The sequence below is a fragment of the Ralstonia nicotianae genome (assembly GCF_018243235.1).
GTDB lineage: Bacteria > Pseudomonadota > Gammaproteobacteria > Burkholderiales > Burkholderiaceae > Ralstonia > Ralstonia nicotianae.
Map to the genome: position 1 here is coordinate 1645523 of NZ_CP046675.1, position 24053 is coordinate 1669575.

Below are 24053 nucleotides of genomic sequence, written 5' to 3' on the forward strand. Positions count from 1 at the left end.
ATGGCTTTTTAGAAATTATAAAACCAGCCTGGTTGTTGAAGGCTTACCACGCCGGATTGACCAACACCGACCCTATGATTGATGTATCAAAGACAGCGTCTTTTGGCACTCTTTTTCGTTAATTCCGTGAAACGCTTCATGATCCAATAATTCGGCAGGCGTTGCGCGATCTGAACTGGGGTTCATCATGATTCTGATGAGGTCTGCTGCCTTCGATTGATCGGCAGGGAGGATTTCGGTATTGCCGGCCGCATAATTTTTAATTGCGTCATAAATCTTGTGCTCATCTTTGGGGAGATCGCCGTCGAAGGGGCGATGCCCGGTCAGAAGCTCATGCAACGAAATTCCCGCAGACCATACGTCTTGTGCTGCTGTGTGCTGCCCGCGCCCTTGTTGTTCCGCACGAAGATATTCAGGAGACTTGTATTGCGGAGTTGTCACCACCGGTAAATCAGAAGACGTTCCCAGTACGCTCGTTCCAAAATCGGCAATCTTCGGAATCAGCACGCGCGTTCCATCACGTTCCTTTTCGATGTGCAGCAAAACATTATCCGGCTTCAAATCACGGTGAATCAGCGTTGAGGAAAGATATTTCATGCCGTTAAGAATGCCTTGCATGATATAGAGTGCACTGTCACGTCGTTGGCCGACAGAAATGATGCCATCTTCAACAGCTTTATCCAGGTTCTTGCAAAGATCGCGTACAGATCCGCCGCGGAAGTATGGCATGACGATTGTGAAGCGACCGTCGACCGTACCCGCACGCAGCGCATGTGCAATGTTTTTTGCTGCCGGGTGGGTAGCGAGCGCATCAAATGCCGACTTCTCGATCATGAAGTCTTGCATCTGAATTTTTTCGAGTTCCGCGCGCTTGCCGGCATCTTTGGGCGGATTCACATCCATATCGCCTGGAGACGCCTGAGAACGCAAGCGGAAATACTCTTTGACCACGATTTCGTGAGATGTGGCAGGATCTCTGTAAATGAATGCCTCCCCACCAAAACCAGAGCCAAGTCGGCGATCCTGACCATAAGCGATGCCGTCTATGACAACGTGCATTCGCCCGGAACGATCCCTAAAGGCGGCATCGAAAACGTCACCTGTCGCCATCTTTTCGGCACCCCGCGGAAGGATGAATTCCGAAGCGAATCGACCGGACTGTTTAACTTGACCGGGCTGCCTATCAAGTACACGAGACATGCCCACCGGAAGCCCCATCTTTCTGGCCTTTGCCGCCGCCTTGTCCGCCAGAACATCCCGGTCCATCCGAATCTGCAAGTCACCTTCCTGTTTCAATGGCAGATGAACGTTGAATCGACTTGCTGTCGAGATCTTTCCGGCCAGATCGAGCGTGACGGCGGAAGTCGCCTTGGGAGCGATAATGGTAAGAGCATTATCCGTGACACTGGTGATCGAGGTGCCACGTTGATCAGAAGAGCCAACGGTGCACACATGTCCGCCCAAGAACGCCTCCGGCGCTCCACCGAACATTCTCGGCATGAGCTTCCCCAGTTCGCTGATCATATTGTTCGTGCGATAAAGATGAGGCCCTTTTCCGGCTGAGGTCATCACGCTTCGCATATGCTCGCTGAGTTCAACTTGGGATCGGGTTTCCTTGCTGCGTGCCTCCCCATTTTCGACATACGTGCACTCCGGCGTCGTGACATTGATCACGGCGGAGCCACTCTCGAAAGGAGAAACATGCACCATCGGCGCGCCCATGATGTACATCTGAGGCATGGCGTCGATCGGGCTAGGAAGGCTTGCCACGCCGGCGCCCTTCACGATGACAGTGCGTTCAGAAATGGCCTCGCGCTTGTCGTCGTGCGTACCGCTTTCCGCGCCTGAGCAGTTCACGGCATAATCGAAATGTGCCTGATTGACCATAATCCCAGGCTTGCCCGCCTGTGAGGTCAAGTCATTGACGGTTTCACCAATGTGAGTATCCACGCCGAGTTCGCCCAATGCACTGCGGGCCAGCTCTCGGAACCGAAGCATGTTGATCTCAGGCTCTTTAACCAGGAATACCGGGTATTGCAATTCGGAAAGAGCCTCTTCCGACATTTCGTGCGCCCAGTTGGCAACCCATTCGTCATTGTTTCCCGGCGCCCCCGTCAATGGCTGGTTGCGCAATGCTTGAACTTGCTCGCGCGTATAGCCGCTTTGATACTTTCCCACCGGGCCGAAAACCTCGCTTTTCGGATCGGATTCCACCGCTTTTTTGTATTCGTTTTCCGCTAGATTCACGGAATTTTTTAAATCATCTATTGTGCGAAACCGTCCATTTTTGTCATTGGTCACGCGAACACGATCGTTTTTACGAAGCGCAAAAATGGTGGGCCGCAAGCTGATAGCCTGCGGAAATAATTTAGCGAACGCAAGGCCGGACCGGAAAATTTCGATCTGTTCATCCTTGGGGAGATGGCAATACCCCGGTGCACCATAGCAATGAGCCGGTATCTTGCTCGCTTCCAGGCAAATATCTTCGTTTGACTCGAATAGCGACACTTCGTGCCCCAAACTCCGCAGCTTCAGCGCGGAAATGACGCCTGTCAGCCCGCCTCCAATGATCGCGATTTTTGATGGTTGGAATTGATATGGAACGCTGCTATCAATGGCGTAGGCATTCAGCGACTTGGGAACCGTAAGGAATGGAGCGGCCTTGATTCTCAATGAACTGCTGGTTTCAGATTGCGCGCCGGCAGTGACGCTGGAAGAGCGTGGGCGGAGTTTTGATAAAAGTGGGTTCGTCTCTAGGCGAGGCTCTTTGGCTGATTTCTTGCTCGGCGCTTCTTGGGGCGAGGATATTTGGATGTCGCCAGAAATAATGGCTGTGGCGGATCTATGGGGCTTGCAAGCACTAATCGGCATGACGACTTAAAAAGAGAGCTGAAAGAAATAAGATAAACAGAGTCCGCCTCTGTGGCTCGGGCGGATTATTTTCTGCGGGAATAATAAAAATTTGAAATTCTACAAAATACATGTTCTTGTTTTCAGAGAATGGCGAAGTTATGCGTTAAGATGCGAAGCAAGCTGGGGCTTGAAAAAATCCGAGCGCACTTCGTCATGCGGCTCGCTCAGGCGTAATCGTGCTGTATCGCTCACTTCGATTATCGAGGGAGATACATTTTTCGACGCAACCCGCATTTTTCGAAACACGTCACACCCGACTGGCGCGCCGCTCTCATCTCGTTGCCGATTGCCTTCGCAATGCATCGGGCCGAGACGGGAATTTCGGTCGAGGAGGCGTGCCGCAAGATTGGCATCTCGCAGGCGACGTTTATGCGTGGAAGAAAAAGTACGGCAGCGGGGCATGACTCCCCGGATCGCTCGCCGTAGCATCGAGAAGAACGACCGGCTCGGCAAGCATCGCTGGGTTGTCGAGCGCACGCATGCCTGGCTTGCCGGCTTCGGCATGTTGCGCATTCGTTTCGAGCGCTCTCTTGATACGCATCTCGCTTTGCTCAACCTGGCTTGTGCCGTCATCTGCGGTCGATTTGTCGATCAGTTTTGTTAGCGACTCTAAGCGTCGCTAACAAAACCCGGTGCAGCGGTCCTGGCGAGGCGCGCCGACGCAGACAATACTGAAGTCGCGAATTCTGGGCACATTCGGGCGGCGCTACGACGCCAGAAAGGTTTTGTTGGCGACGCCTAGTGGCACAGGGCTTGCCGGCACGCGCCGGCTTTCGCAAGGCTGGTCTGCCTCATCATCATGGGCCCCGTCCGTGAGCCTCCTGCCGCAACATTTTCGGCTGCGCCAGTGATGAGCGCCGAGACGGGTAGATTCGTGTTTCCTTAACGCTTTCCTCATATCAAAGAGTACCCACATGATCGAACCTTCCCCGCGTATCGAGCTGATGCAAGTGGTCGAGGACTTGGCACCCAAACTCGCTGTCAAGAGTGTGTTCATCGAACAGGCTCGCCATCTTCCACAGGAAATCGCGGACGAACTGGCGGCCCGTGGGCTGTACCGCATGTTGACGCCAAGGTCATTTGGCGGACACGAAGTCGACATCATGACCTTCGCAAGCGTCATTGAAAGGCTTGCCCGTGCCGATGCCTCCGCCGCATGGTGCACCTTCATCTCCTGCACCTCGGCGTTGGTGGGTGCGTATCTCCCGACGGACGAGGCAGCTCGTCTCTTTGCTGACCCCGCCGTGAAGCTGGCTGGCGTATACGCGCCGGGAGGCCGTGCGACGCGCACCGAGCGCAACGGGGTTCCAGGCTTCCTCGTTTCCGGACACTGGAACTGGGGCTCCGGCAGCCGTAACGCGAACTATATTGTTGGGGGCTGTTTCATCATTGATGACGACGGCAAGCCGGAGTTGACGCCGGCAGGCAAACCGAATGTTCAATCCATGGTGTTCAGCGCAGAACAGGTCACCATTGCCGATACTTGGCATTCTGTCGGCTTGTGCGGAACCGGCAGCAACGAATTCTCGGTGGAGGGCGTGTTTGTGCCGACCTCCCGCACGGCGTCGCTGGTAGTCGATACACCGCTGCCGCGCCCTCTCTATCGGTTCCCGGTATTCGGCGTTCTCGGACTGAGTATCGCTGCCGTCGCGCTTGGAATCGCTCACCGCGCAATCGAGAGCCTCATTGATTTGTCCAAGCAGAAGACGCCGCAAGGCAGCACTCGACCATTGGCCGAGCGCTCCGGGACCCAACTGGCGATTGCTTATTGCTCGGCCCGTTTGCGGGCAGCCCGTGCCTTCCTGCATGAAGTATTGGAGGACACCTGGGCGGTATCAAAGGGCAGCGATCCAATCGCCGTATCTCACCGACGCGATATTCGTCTGGCGGCGACCTTCGCGACCACAGAGTCCGCCTCGGTTGTTGACAGGATGCACAGATTGGCCGGCGGGTCGGCCGTGTATCAGGCGTCCCCCATTCAGCGCTGTCTGCGCGACATCCATGTTGCGACACAGCACATCATGGTGAGTGAGTCGACGTACGAACTCGCTGGCCGCTTGTTGCTGGATTTGCCGACCGATATTTCGACCTTGTGAAGGAACGGATCGCATGTCCGGGCATGATGCTGCCCCAGTCGCGCATGATTCGGGGTGCCACCTGGCTTGATCGTGACTTCCTGAAACTGCCCCTCCCCGACTTCACCGGCCATGCGAGAAACATCGTCTCAGCGGGCGACTAGGATTCGCTAACAAAACCGATCAGCGCATCGCCCGCAGACGACGGCGCAAGCCAGGGTGAGCAAAGCGAGATGCGTATCCAGGGAGCGCTCGAAACGAATGTGCAACTTGCCGAAGCCGGCAAGCCAGGCATGCGTGCGTTCGACAACCCAGCGATGCTTTTGCCGAGCCGGTCGTTTCGCTCGATGCCACGGCCAGCGATCCGGGGGCTGATGCTCGGCTTGCGCAGGTGTTGCCGACAGTGCGCGAAGCCGTATTCCCTTCTTCGCGTGAAGCTTGTCGGGCTGCGCAGCGTATCGGGCCGGGATCGATGGGCCGGCCGCGGCGCGATGCCGGCGCGGCCGTACCCGTTTCTGCGTGACCGACCGGCGCCGCCCCGACCGCGCGGCAGCCCTCAGGCGGCGGCCTGGCGGGGCAGGTGCAGGGTGAACAGCGTGTACTCGTCCACCACCGATTCGCACTGGATGCGCCCGCCGAATGCCTCCACCACGCGGCGGCAGAAGGTCAGGCCCACGCCCGTCCCCTGGTCGGCCAGCTTGGTGGAGAAGAACGGGTCGAAGATGCGGCGCTGCACGCTGGGCGGGATGCCCATGGCGCTGTCGCGGATGGCCAGCACGTAGCTGTCGCCGTCCGGCCAGGCGGAAATCTCGATGTGGCCCTTGCGGGCGATCCGGATGGCGTAGAGCGCGTTCTTCAAGAGATTGAACAGCACGTGCATCAGCAGCGTATCGGAGCCGACGAAGCGCCAGTCGGCGCTGAACGCCTGCACCCGCACGTGCTCGCGCTCGCCGTACTGGAACGGATAGCGGGCGAGGGCCATGTCCACGCAGGCATGCAGCGAGTGGGAGGCGAAGGTCCGCCGGTCCAGCCGCTCCAGCGTAACCGAGGCCAGCGCCATGTCGATCACGCTGTGCGCGGAGGCCACCTCCGCGGCGATCGCCCCGGCCAGCCCGGGCAGGCGCTCCAGCATGGCCGGATGCGCCGGCGGCGCGCACAGCCCGTGGTCGACGGCGAGGCGGTAGCCGTGCAGCAGGTCGGGCCACGCGCGGGCGATCTCGGCGGCCTGCAGGCGGATCGTCGCCAGCGGCGTGCGGACCTCGTGCGCGACCGTCGCCGCCAGCGCGTAGGGCCGCATCAGATCGAGCTTGAGGATGGCGAAGGCCAGGATGACCGGGCTGCCGGCGATGAAGACGACTCCGGGCGGGTAGGGCGCCAGGCCGTAGTTCACCGCGTAGTCCGCCGCCGACAGGGCATAGAGCGCCACGCCGCACAGGCAGAGCTGCAGGCGCCGGCGCTTCTCCGCGGCGGCGTGCCGCTGTCCGGCATGGAGCAGCCAGAGGCTGCGCAGCACCAGCGCCGTCGTCTGGGCGATATGCACGGCCTCCAGCGGCCCCGCCTTGGGATAGAAACCGAAGCTGAACCGCCTGACGCCGTCGATCACCAGGTCGCTGCCGAGCAGCAGCACGACCAGCCCGGCGGCCAGCGCATAGGAGGCGATCAGCCAGCGATGGTCGTCGGGGCGCTCCGCCACTTCGAGCACGAAGTGATACAGCACGGTCGGCAGCGGCAGGATCGCCACCCAGCCCAGCCTGGCCAGCACCCGCGCGGTGGCGACGTCGGGGGCTTCGAACAGGAACGCCCACAATCCCTGCCACAGGCAGGTCAGCACCGTCACGCCGACGAACGCCAGGCCGGCGCGCGTCCGTCCGCGCGTCATGAGCACGTGGATGCCGTAGAACAGGAACAGCGACGAGACGAACGCGGGGAGCAGGGCGTACATGGGATCGTCAGCCAAGCCAAGGGAGGGGGGGACAGTGCCGGCGTGGGCCGGTCGGCAGCCCTCAAGAGTAGTGGCAATGGCCCGCGCCGGCCACGCGTTCGACAGTCACATATTTTTTACTCTGCCTTAAGTGCCGCTGAGCGGATGACCGCGCCTATCCGGGTGGCCAGCGGGTGCGCCGCCCGGTGACGCTCAGGCCGGTGCGGCCACGTCGCGCTGCCCGAACAATTGCTGGAGCAGCTCGCGCATCCAGGCGTGGGCCGGATCCGCGCTGCGGCTTTCGCTCCAGAACAGGCTGACGTCGAACGCCGGCATGGCGACCGGCAGCGCCGCCATGCGGAACAGGCCGGTTGCCGCGTACTGCTCCGCCAGGCGGGCGGGGATGATGACCATGAGATCCGATGTCTCCACGATGCGCGAGACCACCAGGAAGCTGGGCAGGCGCAGTGCAATGCGCGCGCCCATCTTGACCAGCATGTCTTCGACGGCCTGGTGACCGCTCGTGCAGACCAGCACCTGCTCGGAAGCCACGAAATCCTTGCGCGACAGGGCTTGGCCGGCCAGCGGGTGGCCGGCGCGCATCAGCACCGCGTAGCGGTCCTTGAACAGTGCATGGCGGCCCACGCCGTGACCGGCCGCCTTCGACATCCGGCCGAAGGCGAAGTCGAGGCGCCCCTCGTCCAGCGCGGGGCGGATGGCCTCTTCGGCCAGCGCCTCGACGCGGATCGCCACCCGGGGAGCCTGCGCGCGCAGGCGCTCCAGCAACGCCGGCAGAAACGCAACCTGGGCGAAGTCGGTCAGATGCATGCGGAATTCGCGGTCGCTGCTGGCCGGGTCGAAGCCCTTGCTCATGGCCAGCGCCTGCTCCACCTCGCGCAGCGCGCGCTCGATCGGCGCGGCCAGCTGCTGCGCATAGGGCGTCGGGCGCATGCCGTAGGGGCCCGGCACGAACAGCGGGTCGGCGAAGACCTCTCGCAGGCGCGCCAGCGCATTGCTCATGGCCGGCTGGGTGATGTTGTGGTGCCTGGCGGCCAGCGTGACGTTGCGGGTCTGGTAGATCGCCTGGAACACGCCGAGCAGGTTGAGATCCAGCCGCTTCGAGAGCATGTTTGAAATTCACCGTATGAATGGATGCCATCATAACAATAAATTTGATGTATCCGTAACCTGATATCAGACTGAGATGAAAAGCGGTATCCGCCAGAACTGAGACCCCCCAAGGAGACAAGCGCATGTTCCTCAAGAACGCCTGGTACGTAGCCTGCACCCCCGATGAGATCGCCGACAAGCCGCTGGGCCGCCGCATCTGCGGCGAGCGCATGGTGTTCTACCGCGGCCAGGAGGGCAAGGTGGCCGCGCTGGAAGACTTCTGCCCGCACCGCGGCGCGCCGCTGTCGCTCGGCTTTGTGCGTGACGGCCACCTCGTGTGCGGCTACCACGGCCTGACCATGAAGGCCGACGGCAAGTGCGCCAGCATGCCGGGCCAGCGGGTGGGCGGCTTTCCGTGCATCCGGCAGTTTCCGGTGGTGGAGCGCTACGGCTTCATCTGGGTCTGGCCGGGCGATCCGGAGCAGGCCGATCCCGCCCGGATCCATCACCTGGAATGGGCCGAGAGCGAGGCGTGGGCATACGGCGGCGGCCTGTACCACATCCAGTGCGACTACCGGCTGATGATCGACAACCTGATGGATCTCACGCACGAAACCTACGTGCATGCCACCAGCATCGGCCAGCCGGAGATCGAAGAGGCGGCGCCGCAGACCAAGGTGGAGGGCGACGCCGTCGTCACCAGCCGCTTCATGGAGAACATCATGCCGCCGCCGTTCTGGGCCACCGCGCTGCGCGGCGCCGGCCTGGCGGACGACGTGCCGTGCGACCGCTGGCAGATCTGCCGCTTCACGCCGCCCAGCCACGTGCTGATCGAGGTGGGCGTGGCACACGCGGGCAAGGGCAGCTACCATGCCGCGCCCGAGCACCGGGTCGGCAGCATCGTGGTCGACTTCATCACCCCGGAGACCGAGACCTCGATCTGGTATTTCTGGGGCATGGCGCGCAACTTCCGGGTGGACGATGCGGCGCTGACCGACACCATCCGTCAGGGCCAGGGCAAGATCTTCAGCGAAGACCTCGACATGCTCGAATCGCAGCAGCGCAACCTGCTGGCGTATCCCGAGCGCAATCTGCTCAAGCTCAACATCGATGCCGGCGGCGTGCAGTCGCGCCGCGTGCTGGAGCGGCTGCTCGAGCGCGAGCGGCAGTAAGGGGAGGCGCCATGCAGGTCATTCTTCGCGACAAGGCCGACGCCGCCCAGGACATTGCGACCTTCGAGCTGGCCGCGCCCGACGGCGGCGCGCTGCCGCCGTTCACGGCCGGCGCGCACATCGATGTGCGGGTGGCGGGCTTCGTGCGGCAGTACTCGCTGTGCAACAGCCCGGCGGAAACGCACCGCTACCGGATCGGCGTGCTGCGCGATGCGCAGTCGCGCGGGGGCTCGGTGGCGATGCACGCGCTGGCCGTCGGCGCCACGCTGGAGATCAGCGCGCCGAAGAACCATTTCGCGCTGGTGCCCGGGGCGCGGCATTCGATCCTGCTCGCCGGGGGGATCGGCGTGACGCCGCTGCTGGCCATGGCCGAGCAGCTGGCCGCCGATGGCGCATCGTTCGCGCTGCACTACGCGGCGCGCGCACCCGAGCGCATGGCGTTCCGCGACCGGCTGGCGGCGGCGCACCTGGCGCCGCATGCGCGCTGCTACTTCGACAACGCGCCGGCGGCCGAGCGGCTCGACCTGGCGGCCGTGCTGTCGCGGCCGGATGAAGGCACGCATCTGTATGCGTGCGGGCCCGCCGGCTTCATCGAGGCCGCGCTGGCGCAGGCGCGCGCACTGGGCTGGCCGGAGGCCAATCTGCATCGCGAGTATTTCGGCGCAGCGCCGCAGACGCCGGCGGCCGGGGAAACCGGAGACGCCGGCGCTTTCCGCATCCGGCTGGCGCAGCGCGGCGAGACGGTGGAGGTGGGCGCCGGCGAAACGGCGATCCTCGCGCTGCGCCGCTGCGGCGTCGACTGGCCGACCTCGTGCGAGCAAGGGGTTTGCGGGACATGCCTGACCCGCGTGCTGGAAGGCGAGCCCGTGCACCAGGACCAATACCTCACGGACGAGGAGCGCGCCTCGGGGTGCTTCCTGCCCTGCGTGTCGCGGGCCAAGGGTCTGCTGGTGCTGGACATGTAGGCGGCGGGGCCGCCCGCGCGCATCCGCCGGGGCCCGTTCCCGCCTGGAACGCACGTGTGTTCCGGGCGGGAACGGGCCTTAGACCGTCACGGCGCTCAGGATCCGCACCAGCGTGCGCAGCTGCTGATGCAGCTGTTCGCGCTCGGCGGGGGCCATGTCGGCCAGCATGGATTTCTCCACCTCGGCCACGGCGATGTCGCAGCGGTCGAGCAGCGCCTGGCCTTCCGCGGTCAGCCGGATGTTGATGATGCGGCCGTGGCTGGGATCGGGCTCGCGCGCGATCCAGCCCCGTCCTTCCATCATCTTGACCATCTCGTTGGCGGACTGGGGCGAGGTCAGCGAGCGCTCGGCCAGCTGCGCGTTGGAGAGCTGCCCCTGCGTGCTCAGGAACGACAGCGTGGTGTATTGCGGCACGGTCAGCCCCAGCGGCAGCAGGCTGTCGCGCATCCGCCGGCTCAGCACGTGATCGAGCCGGCCGATCAGGTAGGCGATGCCGGTGGGCTTGCCCGCCGCGCGCGGCTTCGGTTGGGAGGTCTTCTTCATGTGGACGCGGAGGATCTTGCGAGGTGTCGACCGCTATTGTGCATGAAGATATCAGCGGGCCTGATATCTTTTGCTTGCCAAGCCGAACAGATCGTCCTACCATCGTTTTAATATCAGGTTGCCTGATAAACTTTTGATAAGGAGATGCCGTCATGGCCACATACGAAGGTCGCTGGAACACCGTCAAGGTGGATGTCGAAGACGGGATTGCCTGGGTGACCCTCAACCGCCCGGACAAGCGCAACGCGATGAGTCCGACGCTCAACCGCGAGATGATCGACGTGCTGGAGACGCTCGAGCTCGACGGCGACGCGCAGGTGCTGGTGCTGACCGGCGCGGGCGAATCCTGGTCGGCCGGCATGGACCTGAAGGAGTACTTCCGCGAGACCGACGGCCAGCCCGAGATCATGCAGGAGCGCATCCGCCGCGATTGCTCGCAGTGGCAGTGGAAGCTGCTGCGCTTCTACTCCAAGCCGACCATCGCCATGGTCAATGGCTGGTGCTTCGGCGGCGCATTCTCGCCGCTGGTGGCCTGCGATCTGGCGATCGCGGCGGACGACGCCGTGTTCGGCCTGTCCGAGATCAACTGGGGCATTCCGCCGGGCAACCTGGTGAGCAAGGCCGTGGCCGACACCATGGGCCATCGCGCCGCGCTGCACTACATCATGACGGGCGAGACCTTCACCGGCCGCGAAGCCGCCGAGATGGGGCTCGTCAACCGGAGCGTGCCGCGCGAGCGCCTGCGCGAGGCCGTGACCGAACTGGCCGGCAAGCTGCTCGCCAAGAACCCGGTGGTGCTGCGCTATGCCAAGCACGGCTTCAAGCGCTGCCGCGAGCTGTCGTGGGAGCAGAACGAGGACTACCTGTACGCCAAGGTGGACCAGTCCAACCATCGCGATCCGGAGAAGGGGCGGCAGCACGGCCTGAAGCAGTTCCTCGACGACAAGACCATCAAGCCGGGCCTGCAGACCTACAAGCGCGCCTGAGCGGTACCGTCCTCGCACAAAAAAAAAGAAAAAACGGATGCGCCGCGGCCGAGGCCTTCCGGCCGGCACGCGGGCACCAATGACAACAAAGGAGACAGCCATGTTCGAGAGCCAGTTGCTCATCGGTGGCAAGCAACGCGCGGCCGCCGGTGGGGCGACCTGCGAGCGCCCCAACCCCGCGACCGGAGACGTCGCTTCGCGCGCGGCGGCGGCATCCCTGGCGGATGCGGATGCCGCCGTGCAGGCCGCGCACGCCGCGTTTCCCGCGTGGGCAGCGATGCTGCCCGGCGAGCGCCGCCGCCTGCTGCTCAAGGCCGCCGACGTGATGGAGCGCCGCGCCGATGACTTCATCGCGCGCGGCGTGGCCGAGGCCGGCGGCGTGCCCGGCTGGTACGGCTTCAACGCGGCGCTGGCCGCGGGCATGCTGCGCGAGGCCGCCGCCATGACCACGCAGGTGGGCGGCGAGGTCATCCCGTCCGATGTGCCCGGCAGCCTGGCGATGGGCCTGCGGCAGCCGTGCGGCGTGGTGCTGGGGATCGCGCCGTGGAACGCCCCGCTCATTCTCGGCACGCGGGCGATCGCCATGCCGCTGGCCTGCGGCAACACGGTGGTGCTCAAGGCCTCGGAGATCTGTCCGGCCCTGCACAGCCTGATCGGCGCGGTGTTCGAAGAGGCCGGCTTTCCGGCGGGCGTGGTCAACGTCATCACCAACGCGCCGGCCGACGCGCCGGCCATCGTGGAGCGGCTGATCGCGCATCCGGCGGTGCGGCGCGTCAACTTTACCGGCTCGACCCGCGTGGGCCGCCTCATCGCCGAGCAGGCGGCGCGGCATCTCAAGCCGGTCCTGCTGGAGCTGGGCGGCAAGAACCCCCTGGTCATTCTCGACGATGCGGACCTGGATGCCGCCGTGCAGGCCGCGGCGTTCGGCGCGTTCTTCAACCAGGGCCAGATCTGCATGTCGACCGAGCGCATCATCGTCGACCGGGCCATCGCCGACCGGTTTGTCGAGCGGCTGACGGACAAGGCAGGCGCCCTGCGGGCAGGCCGGCCGGGCCAGGACGGTGCCGTGCTCGGCGGCATGGTGGACGCGAGCGCGGCCCAGCGGATCCGGCATTTGGTGGACGATGCCGTCGGCAAGGGCGCGAGGCTGCGCACCGGCGCGCTGCGGATCGACGGCAACATCGTGCAGCCCGCCGTGGTCGACGGCGTGACCCCGGCGATGGCGCTCTACGGCGAGGAGTCGTTCGGGCCGGTGGTGGCGGTGCTGCGCGCGGCCGACGACGAGGACGCCATCCGCCTGGCCAACGACAGCGAATACGGCCTGTCGGCCGCGGTGTTCAGCCGCGATATCGCGCGGGCCATGCAGGTGGCCAGGCGCATCGAGTCCGGCATCTGCCATATCAACGGCCCCACCGTGCACGACGAGGCGCAGATGCCGTTCGGCGGCGTCAAGGCCAGCGGCTACGGGCGCTTCGGCGGCAAGGCCGCCATCGACGCCTTCACCGAACTGCGCTGGATCACGGTCCAGGCCGGCGCACGCCATTACCCGATCTGATGCGAGGTCGCTGTCATGCACATGGAGTCGATGAAACAGGCGGCGGCCCGCTATCGTCCGGTGTCGATCGGCGCGGGCACGGTCGAGGTGTGCCGGGAAGCGGGCGGCGCCTGGCATCTGCGCTCGGCTGAGCCGATCGGTGCCTATCCCGAGCGGATGACGGATTGCCTGGTGCGCGGGGCCGGACAGCATCCGGATCGCGTCCTCGCGGCGCAGCGCGGCGCCGATGGGCAGTGGGAGCGCATCACCTATGCGCAGATGCTGCACCGGGCGCGCGCGGTCGGCCAGGCGCTGCTGGCGCGGGGGCTGTCGCCCGAGCGGCCGTTGCTGATCCTGTCGGGCAACGATCTGCAGCATCTGCAACTGGCGCTGGGCGCCATGTATGCCGGCATTCCCTATTGCCCGGTGTCGCCGGCCTATGCGCTGGTGACGCAGGACTACAGCCGGCTCGCCTACCTGGTGCGGCACCTGACGCCGGGCCTGGTCTATGCCACCGACGGCGCGCTGTTCGCCGGCGCGATCCAGGCGGTGGTGCCGCCGGAGACCGAGGTCGCGATTGACCACGGCGAGGTGGCGGGGCGCGCCGTGACCCGGCTGGCGTCGCTGCTCGCGACCGGGCCGGCCGACGTGGATGCCGCCAACGCCCGCGTGGGCCCCGACACGATCGCCAAGTTCCTGCTGACCTCGGGCTCGACGCGCAGCCCCAAGGCGGTCACCACCACGCATCGCATGCTGTGCAGCAACCAGCAGATGCTGCTGCAGACCTTTCCCTGCTTCGGCGAGGCGCCGCCCGTGCTGCTGGACTGGCTGCCGTGGAACCACACCTTCGGCGGCAGCCACAACGTGGGCATCGCGCTGTACAACGGCGGCAGCTACTACATCGACAGCGGCAAGCCGACGCCGCAGGCGTTCGAGCAGACGCTGCGCAACCTGCGCGACGTGCAGCCGACGGTGTACTTCAACGTGCCCAAGGGCTGGGAGATGCTGACCGACGCGCTCGAGCGCGACCCCGCCCTGCGCGAGCACTTCTATGCGCGCGTCCGGCTGTTCTTCTTTGCCGGGGCCGGGCTGTCGCAGGCCGCGTGGGACCGGCTCGAGGGCGTGACCGAGGCCCACTGCGGCGAGCGCATCCGCATCATGGCCGGCCTGGGGATGACCGAGACCGCGCCGTCGTGCACGTTCACCACCGGCCCGGTCATGATGGCCGGCTACATCGGCCTGCCGGCGCCCGGCTGCGAGGTCAAGCTCGTGCGGGTCGACGGCAAGCTCGAAGCCCGCTTCAAGGGCCCGCATGTCATGCCGGGCTACTGGCGCGCGCCGGAGCTTGCCGCTGAAACGTTCGACGAAGACGGCTACTACCGCTCGGGCGATGCCGTGCGCTTTGTCGACGAGGCGCGGCCCGAGATCGGCCTGATGTTCGACGGCCGCATCGCCGAGGACTTCAAGCTCAGCTCCGGCACCTTCGTCAGCGTGGGGCCGCTGCGGGCCCGGATCATCAGCGAGGGCGCGCCCTACGTGCTCGACGCGGTGATCGCCGGGATGAACCGCGACGACCTCAGCGTGCTGGTGTTTCCGCGCCTGGAGCACTGCGCGGCGCTCGCGGGCCTGGGCGCCGGCGCCAGCCCCGCGCAGATCGCCGACAGCCCCGCGGTGCGGGCGTGCTTCGCGGCGCTGCTCGAGCGCCTGAACCGCGCGGCGACCGGCTCGGCCAACCGGATCGCTCGCCTGCGCCTGCTGGAAGAGGCGCCGTCGCTCGACCACGGCGAGGTCACCGACAAGGGCTCGATCAACCAGCGCGCCGTGCTTGCCCGCCGGGCGGCGCTGATCGAGGCGATCTACGCGGGCGGCGACGGCAAGGTGATGCTGGCGGAGCCGGCCGCTGAGTGTTGAGCGGGGCCGGCCGGCTCAGTGGTCCGGGGCATCCGCCCCGCGCCGCTGCAGCCGGTAGGCCAGTTGGGCCCGCGTGATGCCCAGCGTGCGCGCCGCCGACGACAGGTTGCCGTTGGCCCGCTGCACGGCTTCTTCCAGCAGCCGCTGCTCCAGCGCCGGCAGCGAGACGGCGGCGCCCTGCGTCTGCCGGCCCCAGTCGTGCACCAGCTCCAGCAGCGTGGCCGGATAGGGCGGGGCGGTCGATGTCGCCGAGGCCGCCGATGCTTCGCGTCCGTGCGTCAGCGTGCCCACCTCGCCGGCCATCGCCAGGGACAGCACTTCCTGGTCGAGCGTCTCGCCGCTGATGAACATGTGCGGCAGGTCCACCAGCTCCGCCTGCGCCAGGATCACGCCCCGCTCCACCAGGTTCTGCAGCTCGCGGATATTGCCGGGAAAGCTGTAGTTGAGCAGGGCCTTGATCGCGCGGGGGCTGAAGCCGCGCACGGCCAGGCCGTGCTTGTGCGCATAGCTCTTGAGGAAGTGGCTCATGAGCAGCGGAATGTCGTCGCGCCGCTCGCGCAGCGGCGGCAGGTGGATGGGGAACACGTTGAGGCGGAAGAACAGGTCCTGGCGAAAGCGCCCTGCGCGCACGGCCTGCGGCAGGTCTTCGTTGGTGGCGGCCACCACGCGCGTGTCGACCTTGAGCGATCGGCTGGAGCCGACGCGCTCGAATTCGCCTTCCTGCAGCGCGCGCAGCAGCTTGCCCTGGGCCACCAGGCTCAGGGTGCCGATCTCGTCCAGGAACAGGGTGCCTTCGTGTGCCAGCTCGAAGCGGCCGGCGCGCGAATGCGTGGCGCCGGTGTAGGCGCCGCGCTCGACCCCGAACAGCTCCGCCTCCACCAGCGTCTCGGGGATGGCCGCGCAGTTGATCGCGATGAACGGCTTGTCGTGCCGCCGGCTGATCTGGTGCAGCATGCGCGCGAAGCGCTCCTTGCCGACGCCGGATTCTCCCGTGAACAGCACGGTGGCATCGGTGGGCGCCACCCGGCGCAGCAGGTGGCAGGCGGCGTTGAACGCGGACGAGGCGCCCACCAGCGCGGGCGCGGCGCTGTCCTGCGCGTCGTGCGCTTCGGGCGGGCGGTCCGGGCCGGAGGGCGGGGCGGCGCTGCGTGGCTGGTCGGGCTCGGGCGCGCTGGCGGCCAGCATGCCGGAGTCGACGAAATCCTGGGCGTTCAGGTAGCGCAGGTCTTCGCTGGCGTCGTCCCACAGTTCCGCCGATTTGCCGATCACGCGGCAGACGCCGGCGCCCATCGCGCGGCACTCCACTTCGCGGAAGATAACCAGGTGCCCGAGCAGCGTGCTGACGTAGCCGATCGCATAGCCGAGCTGCCGCCAGCAGGCCGGCGCGGTGCCGACGCCGTAGGCCTCCAGGTGCTCGTCGTCTTCGCTCGAGTTGTGCCACAGGAATTCGCCCTGGTAGCGGCCGCTCTCGGGCGCGTAGCTGAAGCTCACCGGCACCACCTTGACCATGCCCTCCAGCGTGTGCAGCCGCGTGCCGGCGATGAGGATGGCCGACGGCTCGGCATCCGGCCAGCGCTCGCGCACCAGCCGCGCATCGTGCGCGCCCGAAACGTAGCCGGAGCGCGTCAGCAGCCCGCGCGCGCGGTCGATGCCCAGGCTGTCGATCAGCTCGCGCCGCAGCGTGCCCATCGCCCGGCTGTGCAGCAGCAGCATGCGCTGGTCGTTGAGCCAGATGCGTCCGTCGCCGGGCGAGAAGTACAGGCATTCGCTGATGTCGGTCAGGGTCGGCTGCGAGTCGGCGCTCCAGCGGTCGCTGCCGGCCGGGCTGAGGACGGTGCCCGTGGTGCGAGCCACTTCGGCAAGGGAGATGCGGGGCAGCGGCGCCATGGTTGTTCCGGGCGGGTGGTTTGTTCAAATGATCATATCAGGCTACCTGATACTTGAGGGCGTTCATCAAATCCGTAGATTCCCTGACCAGGCTGGCTTTTGCTGCGGCGCGGCGGCCGATGGCGGGGCCTGGCGGCGTGCGCGGCCTGGGTCAAGGCTTGCGCGTCCTGCTGCCCGACGGCAAAGGCATGCGCCGCTGCCGATGGCATGGCGCTTGCAATCGGGGTGCCCGGAACCGGCCGCACGGACAGGCCGGACCCGGAACAAACCAAGGAGGAGACAACCGATGAATGCCCCGCAAGCAATGCGCTTTCTGGACGATGCCCAGTGGGATGGCCTGCTGTTCCAGGGCAGATGGGTGCCCCCGCTGCGCCGACGGACCGCCGACGTGATGGAGCCGGCGACCGGCCGCAAGCTGACCCGTGTCGGCCTGGCCGATGCCCAGGACGTGGACGCCGCGGTGGAGGCCGCAGCGGCCGCCCAGCCGGCCTGGATGGCCATGCCGCCGCGCGAGCGCGCCAACGTGTTCCGCCGTGCCGCCATGCTGTTCGAGCAGCATTTCGACGAACTCGCCCTGGCCATTGCGCGGGAAACCGGCGCGGCCCTGTTCAAGGGCGAACACGAGGTGCGCGAGGCGATCACGCTGTGCCACGTGGCGGCCGGCATGCCGCTGGAGGCGCAGGGCCAGGTGCTGGCCAGCCCGGCCGGCCGCCTGAGCTACGCGCGCCGGGCGCCGTTCGGCGTGGTGGGCGTGATCTCGCCGTTCAACTTTCCGCTGTTCCTGACGCTGCGCTCGGTGGCGCCGGCGCTGGCAGCCGGCAACGCGGTGGTGATCAAGCCGGATCTGCGCACGCCGGTGTCCGGCGGCTACGTGATCGCGCGCGTGTTTGCCGAGGCGGGCCTGCCGGCCGGGCTGCTGCACGTGCTGCCGGGCGGCGCCGAGGCGGGCGAGGCGCTGGTGGTGCATCCGCGCGTGCCGATGATTGCGTTCACCGGTTCGCCGGGTGTGGGCCGCCGCATCGGCGAGCTGGCCGGCCGGCATCTGAAGAAGGTGTCGCTCGAGCTGGGCGGCGCCAATGCGCTGATCATCCTCGACGACGCAGACCTGGACCTCGCGGTCAGCAACGCCGCCTGGGGCGCGTGGCTGCACCAGGGGCAGATCTGCATGGCGGCCAACCGCATCCTCGTGCACGCGTCGCTGGCCGATGCGCTGACCGCGCGGCTGGTCGAGAAGGCCGAGCACTTGCCCGTGGGCGATGGCGCCAGCGGGCAGGTGGCGCTCGGGCCGCTGATCGACCAGAAGCAGTTGCAGCGCGTGCACGCCATCGTGCTGGACAGCGTGGCGGCGGGCGCCAGGCTGCTCGCGGGCGGGTCGTACGAGCAGCTGTTCTACCGTCCCACCGTGCTGGCCGGCGTGCGGCCGGGCATGCGCGTGTTTGACGAAGAGGTGTTCGGCCCGGTCGCCAACATCATCGTCTTCCGGGACGACGACGAGGCGGTGGCGCTCGCCAACGACAGCCAGGGCGGGCTGGCCGCCGGGGTGATCTCGGCCTCGGTGGGGCGTGCCATGGCGCTCGGGCAGCGCCTGCGCGTCGGCATGGTCCACATCAACGACCAGACCGTCAACGACGACTGCGTCAACCCCTTCGGCGGCCCCGGCATCGCCGGCAACGGCACCAGCATGGGCGGTCCGGCCGACTGGGAGGAATACACCCAGTGGCGGTGGGTGACGGTCAAGGAAAGCGCGCCGCGCTATCCGTTCTGAGCGGGAGCGGCCGCCGCCATGGCGGCCGATGACGGCGGCCGGGGCCGCGCACGCCCCGCGTCCGTCCTGACAAAAAACACAAGAGCAACGAGAGGAGACAACCATGCAACTCGGCAACAAGACCATCGTGGTGACGGGCGTGTCGTCCGGCATCGGCGCGGAGACCGCGCGCCTGCTGCGCTTCCACGGCGCGCGCGTGATCGGCGTGGACCGCAACGCGCCGGGCACCACGCTGGACGGCTACGTGCAGGCCGATCTTTCCACCGCGCAGACGATCGATGCGGCGGTGGCGCAGCTGCCGTCGCGGGTCGACGCGCTGTGCAACATCGCCGGCGTGCCGGGCACCGCGCCGGTCGAGCTGGTCGCGCGCGTCAACTATCTGGGGCTGCGCCATCTGACCGAGCGCCTGCTGCCGCGCATGCCCGAGGGCGGGGCCGTCGTCAACGTCGCGTCGGTTCTCGGCGCCGAGTGGCCGCAGCGGCTGGATCAGCACAAGGCGCTGGCCGGCGCCGCCGGCTTCGAGGCGGGCGCGGCCTGGCTGGCGGCCCATCCCGTGCCGCAGTCGAGCTGCTACCAGTACTTCAAGGAAGCGCTGATCGTGTGGACGCTGACGCAGTCGCAGCCCTGGTTCCTCCAGCATTCGGTGCGCATGAACAGCGTGGCGCCCGGGCCGGTGTTCACGCCCATCCTCGGTGATTTCGTCACCATGCTCGGCGCCGAGCGCGTGGAGCGGGACGCGCACCGGATGAAGCGTCCGGCCTATCCGGACGAGATCGCGCCGGTGATCGCGCTGCTGTGCGCCGATGAGACGCGCTGGGTCAACGGCGTGAACCTGCCGGTCGACGGCGGGCTCGCCTCCACCTACTGCTGACCCGCTTCCCCGATCACGTTCCGGCCGCCGCAAGGCCGCCGCCCCCGACTGCCCGTCCGGCCGGTGCCTCTGGCCGCGCGGCGGCGGGGGCGCGCTTTGCCGCGCGTCCGCACAGGAGACACCATGACGCTCAAACTTCTCAAGCTTCTCAAGACCACCCTGCTGGCCGCTTGCCTGGGCGCCGGCACCGCCTGGGCCTACGATCAGCCCTCCGTCAACATGGGCGGCACCAGCTTCTTCGACGGCGCGCCGCTGCCGGGCGGGCCCGGCTTCTACTTCGTCGAATACCTGACCCACTATTCCGCCAGCCGCATGATGGACAACGGCGGCAACACCGCGGCCTCCCCGCCTTCGCAGACGTTCGATCTGACGGTGCCGGTCAGCCAGCTGATCTACGTGCCGGAGGGCGCCAGATGGGGCAACACGCAGCTCGGCTTCCAGGCGCTGCTGCCGTGGGTGGCCCAGGCGAGCGTCAATGACGGGATGGGCAACGCGGTGCTCAAGGGCGAGCGCGGCATCGGCGATCTGGCCGCGGGCGTGTGGCTGCAGTTCGATCCGATCATGGGCGAGCAAGGGCCGCTGTTCTCGCAGCGCTTCGAGCTGCAGGTGATCGCGCCGACCGGCCACTACGACCGCACGGCGGCGGTCAGCCCCGGCAGCAACTTCTGGTCGTTCGATCCCTATTGGGCGGTCACCGTGTGGGCGAGCCCCAAGCTCAGCTTCAGCGGCCGCTTCAACTATCTGTGGAATGCCCGCAACAGCGACCCGAACGCCGCCTTCGGCAGCGGCGCGACCTCGACCCAGGCGGGCCAGGCGCTGCACGGCAATTTCGCCGTCGAATACGAGATCCGGCAGGGCCTGGTGGCCGGCCTGAGCGGCTACTGGCTCAAGCAGATCAGCGACACCCGGGTGAACGGCGTGGCGGTGCCGGGGCGGCGCGAGCAGGTCGTGGCGCTCGGCCCGGCCGCGATGGTCGCGCTGTCGCCCAAGGACTTCCTGTTCTTCAACTACTACCGGGAGTTCGCGGCGCGCAACCGGACCCAGGGGGACAAGTTCCAGATCCGCTACGACCACCACTTCTGATCCTGTGCAACCCCGGGGCGGACGCAAGCCATGCCTGCGTCCGTCCCCAACCACGCCGAGACCCATCATGCTGGACATCCAGATGCAATCCCTGCTGCAGGGCATGCAGCAGGCGGGCGTGCCCGACATGGCCGACCTGCCGCCGCCGGCCGCGCGCCAGGTCTACAGCCGCATCATGGCGGCGGCTGCGGAGCCGGTGCGCGCCGTGAGCATCGCCGAGCGCACCATCGCCGGGCCGGGCGGTGACCTCGCGCTGCGCATCTACGCGCCGCAGCGGCCCGATCCGCGGCGCGGCGTCGCGCTCTACCTGCACGGCGGCGGCTTCGTGGTCGGCACCCCGCGGGATTACGACAGCGTCGCCTCGGCACTGTGCGAGCGCAGCGGCTGCGTCGTGGTGCAGGTCGACTACCGGCTGGCGCCGGAGCATCCCTTTCCGGCCGCCGTGGAGGACGCCTGGGCGGCGGCCTGCTGGGTGGCCGCGCATGCGCGTGAACTGGGGGCGCAGCCCCGCATCGCGGTGGTGGGCGACAGCGCCGGCGGCAACCTCGCGGCCGTGCTGGCGCGGCTGGCCCGCGACTGCGAGGGCCCGGCCATCGTGCAGCAGACGCTGATCTACCCGATGGTGGCGGCGCGGCCGGAGACTACTGCCTCGTACTTGCGGTACGGCACCGGCTATACGCTGACGACACGCCTCACGCACTACTTCCACGACCTGTACCTGAACGGACGGCCCGCCGAGGGCGATCCGCGCCTCGCGCCGCTGAGCGCACCGGATGCGTCCGGCCTGCCGCCCGCGCTGGTCATGGTGGCGGGCTACGACGTCCTGCGCGACGAGGGCATCCAGTACGCCCACCGGCTGGCACAGGCCGGCACGCCGGTGACGCTGGTCGAATACAGCGGGATGGTGCACGGCTTCATCGGCATGGCCGGGGCGCTGGAGGCGGCCCGGCAGGCGCTGGCGCAGGTGGCCGATGCCGTGGGGCGCGCGCTGGCCGGGTAGTCGTGCACATCGCCATGTGCGGCACGGGCCTGGCTACGGCCGGCGGACGTTGCCGGGCGTTTTTGCCGGCAGCGTTCCTGCCTTGTTCCTGGCGTGCCGCCGCGGATCAGGCGAAACGGAAAAGTCTTGCCGGTGTCTCCACCAGCACCTGATGGCGGTCGCCGGCGTCCGGCAGCAGCGTGTCGGCGAACGCCCGGGCGCTGTCGTAGCCGATGCGCGATTCGTACTGCGTGTGCGGCCAGTCGCTGCCCCAGACGAGGCGGTCGGTGCCGAGCGCATCCTTGAGGCGCGGCATGGCGGCGAGGGCGATCGCTTCGCCGCGTCCGGCATCGCCGTTGCGGTAGGCGCCGGACACCTTGACCCACACGCGGCGCGTGCGGCCGGCGGCGAGCAGGGCGGCAAAGCCCGGGTCTTCCACGCTCAGGGCGGGATCGGGCCGGCCGAAATGGTCGACCACCACGTCGACCTGCGCTTCCAGCAGCGGCGGCAGCAGCGCGGGCAGGCGGTGCGCCTGCGTGTGGAGTTCGACGTGCCAGCCGAGCGCGTGCAGGCGATGCAGCGCCGCTTGCCACGCCGGGGCGCGCAGCTGCGGATCGGGCGCGCCGATCAGATTCAGCCGGATGCCGACGATGCCCTCGGCGTTCAGCTGCGCCAGGAAGGGCTCGGGCGCTGCGGGGTCGATCACGGCCACGCCGCGCAGGCGCTGCGGGGCCTGCCGGAGCGCGGCCAGCAGGTAGCTGTTGTCGACACCCAGGAAGCTCGGCTGGATCAGCACGCCATGCGACAGGCCGTGCGCGTCAAGCTGCGCGAGATAGGCGGGCAGCGTGGCATCGTACGACGGCGCGTAGCGGCGCGCGCCGGCCAGCGGCAGGCCGCGCTCGAACACATGCGCGTGCGTGTCGATGCCGGTGATGCGGGCGGTCGGGGCCGGCATGCCGCGGGTGGCGCAGCCGGCGAGGGCGGTGGCGCCTAGCATGGCAAGCAACCCGGTGTTGAAGGCGCGGCGCGTCGGCATGGGGTCTCCTGGGGCGGGGTGGTCGGGGGCATGGCGAGGGGGTTCAGGCGGTGACGGCGGCCAGGTCGCGGCCGCGCGTCTCGGGCAGCATCAGCACCGCCACCGCGACGATCGCATAGGCGATGGCCGCGTCGATGCCGATGGCCGTGCCGAGCGACATCGACGCGCTCATCTTGCCCACCAGCACCGGAAAGGCGGCCGAGACCACGCGGCCGAAGTTGTAGCAGAAGCCCACGCCGGTGCCGCGCACGCCGTGCGGGTAGAGCTCGTTGAACAGCGCGCCCATGCTGGCCGGGATGCCGGCGGCAAAGAACCCGAGCGGGAAGCCCAGCACCAGCATCGCGCCGTCGGACAGCGGCACCAGCAGGTACACCAGCACCGTGACCACGCAGCAGCATGAGAACAGCAGGATGTTGCCGCGCCGGCCGATCACGTCGAGCAGCCAGGCGCTGGCCACGCAGCCGCACCAGAACGCGAAGATGATCACTGCCAGGTAGCCGCCCGTGCCCAGCACGGAGAGGTGGCGCTCGGTCTTGAGATAGGTGGGCAGCCACGTCATCAGCGCGTAGTAGCCGCCGTGCGCGCCGACGCCGAGCAGCGCGCCGATCAGCGTCATGCGCAGCACCTGCGGGCGGAAGATGTCGAGCAGCGGGAAGCGCGAGACGGGCATGCCGTCGGGCCCGGCCACGGCTTTGGCGCCGGCCGGCGCCGGTTCCTGCACGCCGCGCCGGATGTAGATGATGAGCAGCGCCGGCAGCACGCCCGCGGCAAACATCACGCGCCAGGCCAGGTCCGGCTCGACCAGGGAATACGTGAGCGCATATAGCAGCACCGCTGCGCCCCAGCCGACCGCCCATGCGCTCTGCACGGTGCCCATCGCCTTGCCGCGATGGCTGGCGCGGATGCTCTCGGCCATCAGCACGGCGCCCGCCGCCCATTCGCCGCCGAAGCCGAAACCCTGCACGGCCTTGAGCGCCAGGAACTGCTCGAAGTTCTGCGCGAAGGCCGAGGCGAAGGTCGCCAGCGAGAACCACGCCACCGTGATCTGCAGCGTGCGCACGCGGCCCAGGCGGTCGGTCATTGCGCCGGCGATCCAGCCGCCCAGGGCGGAGGCGACCAGCGTGATGCCCGACACCAGCCCGGCCTCGGTCTTGCCGATGTGCCACGCCGCGATGATGGTGGGGATGACCAGGCTGAACATCTGCACGTCGAGCGCATCGAGCGCCCAGCCGCCGAAGCACGCCCAGAAGGTGCGCTTCTCTCCCGCTGAAATTTCCTTGAACCAGCCGAACATGCCGTCTC

Annotated in this window: 18 protein-coding genes and 3 pseudogenes; 13 read left to right on the plus strand and 8 right to left on the minus strand. The window is 67.1% G+C overall.

From position 1 onward, the window contains the following. Positions 1-72: 72 nt before the first annotated feature. The gene (locus GO999_RS23110; RefSeq protein ID WP_211906933.1) at positions 73-2673 is read right to left on the minus strand and encodes an FAD-dependent oxidoreductase; all 2601 of its coding nucleotides are present in this window, start codon (positions 2671-2673) and stop codon (positions 73-75) included. Between GO999_RS23110 and GO999_RS23115 the strand changes: the two genes are divergently transcribed. The 4 genes and pseudogenes from GO999_RS23115 to GO999_RS23130 all read left to right on the plus strand — a co-directional run bounded on the left by GO999_RS23115 (position 2663) and on the right by GO999_RS23130 (position 5009). Next, complete coding sequence (locus tag GO999_RS23115) at positions 2663-2881, plus strand: hypothetical protein (protein WP_143012807.1); 219 nt, start codon at positions 2663-2665, stop codon at positions 2879-2881. The two genes, GO999_RS23110 and GO999_RS23115, sit on opposite strands and share 11 nt — an antisense overlap. Before the next feature lie 329 nt (positions 2882-3210). Beyond that, positions 3211-3305: pseudogene (locus GO999_RS23120) on the plus strand (transposase); the annotation flags it as partial. Beyond that, positions 3299-3517 (plus strand): annotated as a pseudogene (locus GO999_RS23125) (transposase); the annotation flags it as partial. The pseudogenes GO999_RS23120 and GO999_RS23125, both read left to right, overlap by 7 nt. 310 nt (positions 3518-3827) lie before the next feature. After that, a complete protein-coding gene (locus GO999_RS23130) occupies positions 3828-5009 on the plus strand; it encodes a flavin-dependent monooxygenase (RefSeq protein WP_211906934.1) in 1182 nt (393 codons plus the stop codon). A 149-nt stretch (positions 5010-5158) separates the two neighbouring features. Here the strand turns inward: GO999_RS23130 and GO999_RS23135 are convergent. The 3 genes and pseudogenes from GO999_RS23135 to GO999_RS23145 all read right to left on the minus strand — a co-directional run. Then, positions 5159-5440: pseudogene (locus GO999_RS23135) on the minus strand (transposase); the annotation flags it as partial. Between the two features lie 104 nt (positions 5441-5544). Continuing rightward, positions 5545-6930, minus strand: a complete 1386-nt coding sequence (locus tag GO999_RS23140; protein WP_071014958.1) for a sensor histidine kinase — start codon at positions 6928-6930, stop codon at positions 5545-5547. Between the two features lie 192 nt (positions 6931-7122). Continuing rightward, positions 7123-8037 (minus strand): LysR family transcriptional regulator, encoded by a 915-nt coding sequence (locus GO999_RS23145; RefSeq protein ID WP_019719095.1) that lies wholly within the window; start codon positions 8035-8037, stop codon positions 7123-7125. Positions 8038-8162: 125 nt separating this feature from the next. Between GO999_RS23145 and GO999_RS23150 the strand changes: the two genes are divergently transcribed. Together GO999_RS23150 and GO999_RS23155 are read left to right on the plus strand one after the other, a co-directional pair. Next, positions 8163-9191, plus strand: coding sequence for an aromatic ring-hydroxylating dioxygenase subunit alpha (locus tag GO999_RS23150; protein ID WP_028853999.1), 1029 nt, complete (start codon positions 8163-8165; stop codon positions 9189-9191). 11 nt (positions 9192-9202) lie between these two features. Beyond that, positions 9203-10156, plus strand: a complete 954-nt coding sequence (locus GO999_RS23155) for a PDR/VanB family oxidoreductase (protein ID WP_058908857.1) — start codon at positions 9203-9205, stop codon at positions 10154-10156. Positions 10157-10234: 78 nt separating this feature from the next. Here GO999_RS23155 and GO999_RS23160 read toward each other — a convergent pair whose 3' ends face one another. Continuing rightward, positions 10235-10699, minus strand: a complete 465-nt coding sequence (locus tag GO999_RS23160; RefSeq protein WP_011003538.1) for a MarR family winged helix-turn-helix transcriptional regulator — start codon at positions 10697-10699, stop codon at positions 10235-10237. 152 nt (positions 10700-10851) lie between these two features. Here GO999_RS23160 and GO999_RS23165 point away from each other — a divergent pair, with 152 nt between their 5' ends. The 3 genes from GO999_RS23165 to GO999_RS23175 all read left to right on the plus strand — a co-directional run bounded on the left by GO999_RS23165 (position 10852) and on the right by GO999_RS23175 (position 15130). Then, complete coding sequence (locus GO999_RS23165; RefSeq protein ID WP_011003539.1) at positions 10852-11685, plus strand: p-hydroxycinnamoyl CoA hydratase/lyase; 834 nt, start codon at positions 10852-10854, stop codon at positions 11683-11685. A 100-nt stretch (positions 11686-11785) separates the two neighbouring features. After that, positions 11786-13240, plus strand: a complete 1455-nt coding sequence (locus tag GO999_RS23170; RefSeq protein WP_011003540.1) for an aldehyde dehydrogenase — start codon at positions 11786-11788, stop codon at positions 13238-13240. 15 nt (positions 13241-13255) lie between these two features. After that, complete coding sequence (locus GO999_RS23175) at positions 13256-15130, plus strand: feruloyl-CoA synthase (protein ID WP_028854001.1); 1875 nt, start codon at positions 13256-13258, stop codon at positions 15128-15130. 15 nt (positions 15131-15145) lie between these two features. Here GO999_RS23175 and GO999_RS23180 read toward each other — a convergent pair whose 3' ends face one another. Next, the gene (locus GO999_RS23180) at positions 15146-17017 is read right to left on the minus strand and encodes a sigma-54-dependent Fis family transcriptional regulator (RefSeq protein WP_019719090.1); all 1872 of its coding nucleotides are present in this window, start codon (positions 17015-17017) and stop codon (positions 15146-15148) included. A gap of 286 nt (positions 17018-17303) precedes the next feature. Here GO999_RS23180 and GO999_RS23185 point away from each other — a divergent pair, with 286 nt between their 5' ends. The 4 genes from GO999_RS23185 to GO999_RS23200 all read left to right on the plus strand — a co-directional run bounded on the left by GO999_RS23185 (position 17304) and on the right by GO999_RS23200 (position 21736). Further along, positions 17304-18782, plus strand: a complete 1479-nt coding sequence (locus GO999_RS23185; protein WP_211906935.1) for a benzaldehyde dehydrogenase — start codon at positions 17304-17306, stop codon at positions 18780-18782. Positions 18783-18885: 103 nt separating this feature from the next. Next, positions 18886-19653 carry a coniferyl-alcohol dehydrogenase gene (locus GO999_RS23190; RefSeq protein WP_211906936.1) on the plus strand — a complete coding sequence of 256 codons (768 nt, stop codon included), beginning with the start codon at positions 18886-18888 and terminating at the stop codon, positions 19651-19653. Between the two features lie 123 nt (positions 19654-19776). Beyond that, the gene (locus GO999_RS23195) at positions 19777-20736 is read left to right on the plus strand and encodes a SphA family protein (RefSeq protein WP_197345831.1); all 960 of its coding nucleotides are present in this window, start codon (positions 19777-19779) and stop codon (positions 20734-20736) included. A 67-nt stretch (positions 20737-20803) separates the two neighbouring features. Next, complete coding sequence (locus GO999_RS23200) at positions 20804-21736, plus strand: alpha/beta hydrolase (protein ID WP_019719086.1); 933 nt, start codon at positions 20804-20806, stop codon at positions 21734-21736. A gap of 106 nt (positions 21737-21842) precedes the next feature. Here the strand turns inward: GO999_RS23200 and GO999_RS23205 are convergent, their stop codons facing one another. Both GO999_RS23205 and GO999_RS23210 read right to left on the minus strand, forming a co-directional pair. Next, positions 21843-22751 (minus strand): amidohydrolase family protein, encoded by a 909-nt coding sequence (locus GO999_RS23205; protein ID WP_019719085.1) that lies wholly within the window; start codon positions 22749-22751, stop codon positions 21843-21845. A 43-nt stretch (positions 22752-22794) separates the two neighbouring features. Further along, complete coding sequence (locus GO999_RS23210; RefSeq protein ID WP_064047910.1) at positions 22795-24045, minus strand: MFS transporter; 1251 nt, start codon at positions 24043-24045, stop codon at positions 22795-22797. Between the last annotated feature and the right edge of the window lie 8 nt (positions 24046-24053).

Excerpts from the sequence above, each read along its gene's own strand:
- GO999_RS23130 (WP_211906934.1), top strand. The coding sequence starts at position 3,828 with ATGATCGAACCTTCCCCGCGTATCGAGCTGATGCAAGTGGTCGAGGAC.
- GO999_RS23140 (WP_071014958.1), bottom strand. The coding sequence starts at position 6,930 with ATGTACGCCCTGCTCCCCGCGTTCGTCTCGTCGCTGTTCCTGTTCTAC.
- GO999_RS23145 (WP_019719095.1), bottom strand. The coding sequence starts at position 8,037 with ATGCTCTCGAAGCGGCTGGATCTCAACCTGCTCGGCGTGTTCCAGGCG.
- GO999_RS23150 (WP_028853999.1), top strand. The coding sequence starts at position 8,163 with ATGTTCCTCAAGAACGCCTGGTACGTAGCCTGCACCCCCGATGAGATC.
- GO999_RS23155 (WP_058908857.1), top strand. The coding sequence starts at position 9,203 with ATGCAGGTCATTCTTCGCGACAAGGCCGACGCCGCCCAGGACATTGCG.
- GO999_RS23160 (WP_011003538.1), bottom strand. The coding sequence starts at position 10,699 with ATGAAGAAGACCTCCCAACCGAAGCCGCGCGCGGCGGGCAAGCCCACC.
- GO999_RS23165 (WP_011003539.1), top strand. The coding sequence starts at position 10,852 with ATGGCCACATACGAAGGTCGCTGGAACACCGTCAAGGTGGATGTCGAA.
- GO999_RS23170 (WP_011003540.1), top strand. The coding sequence starts at position 11,786 with ATGTTCGAGAGCCAGTTGCTCATCGGTGGCAAGCAACGCGCGGCCGCC.
- GO999_RS23175 (WP_028854001.1), top strand. The coding sequence starts at position 13,256 with ATGCACATGGAGTCGATGAAACAGGCGGCGGCCCGCTATCGTCCGGTG.
- GO999_RS23180 (WP_019719090.1), bottom strand. The coding sequence starts at position 17,017 with ATGGCGCCGCTGCCCCGCATCTCCCTTGCCGAAGTGGCTCGCACCACG.
- GO999_RS23185 (WP_211906935.1), top strand. The coding sequence starts at position 17,304 with ATGAATGCCCCGCAAGCAATGCGCTTTCTGGACGATGCCCAGTGGGAT.
- GO999_RS23190 (WP_211906936.1), top strand. The coding sequence starts at position 18,886 with ATGCAACTCGGCAACAAGACCATCGTGGTGACGGGCGTGTCGTCCGGC.
- GO999_RS23195 (WP_197345831.1), top strand. The coding sequence starts at position 19,777 with ATGACGCTCAAACTTCTCAAGCTTCTCAAGACCACCCTGCTGGCCGCT.
- GO999_RS23200 (WP_019719086.1), top strand. The coding sequence starts at position 20,804 with ATGCTGGACATCCAGATGCAATCCCTGCTGCAGGGCATGCAGCAGGCG.
- GO999_RS23205 (WP_019719085.1), bottom strand. The coding sequence starts at position 22,751 with ATGCCGACGCGCCGCGCCTTCAACACCGGGTTGCTTGCCATGCTAGGC.
- GO999_RS23210 (WP_064047910.1), bottom strand. The coding sequence starts at position 24,045 with ATGTTCGGCTGGTTCAAGGAAATTTCAGCGGGAGAGAAGCGCACCTTC.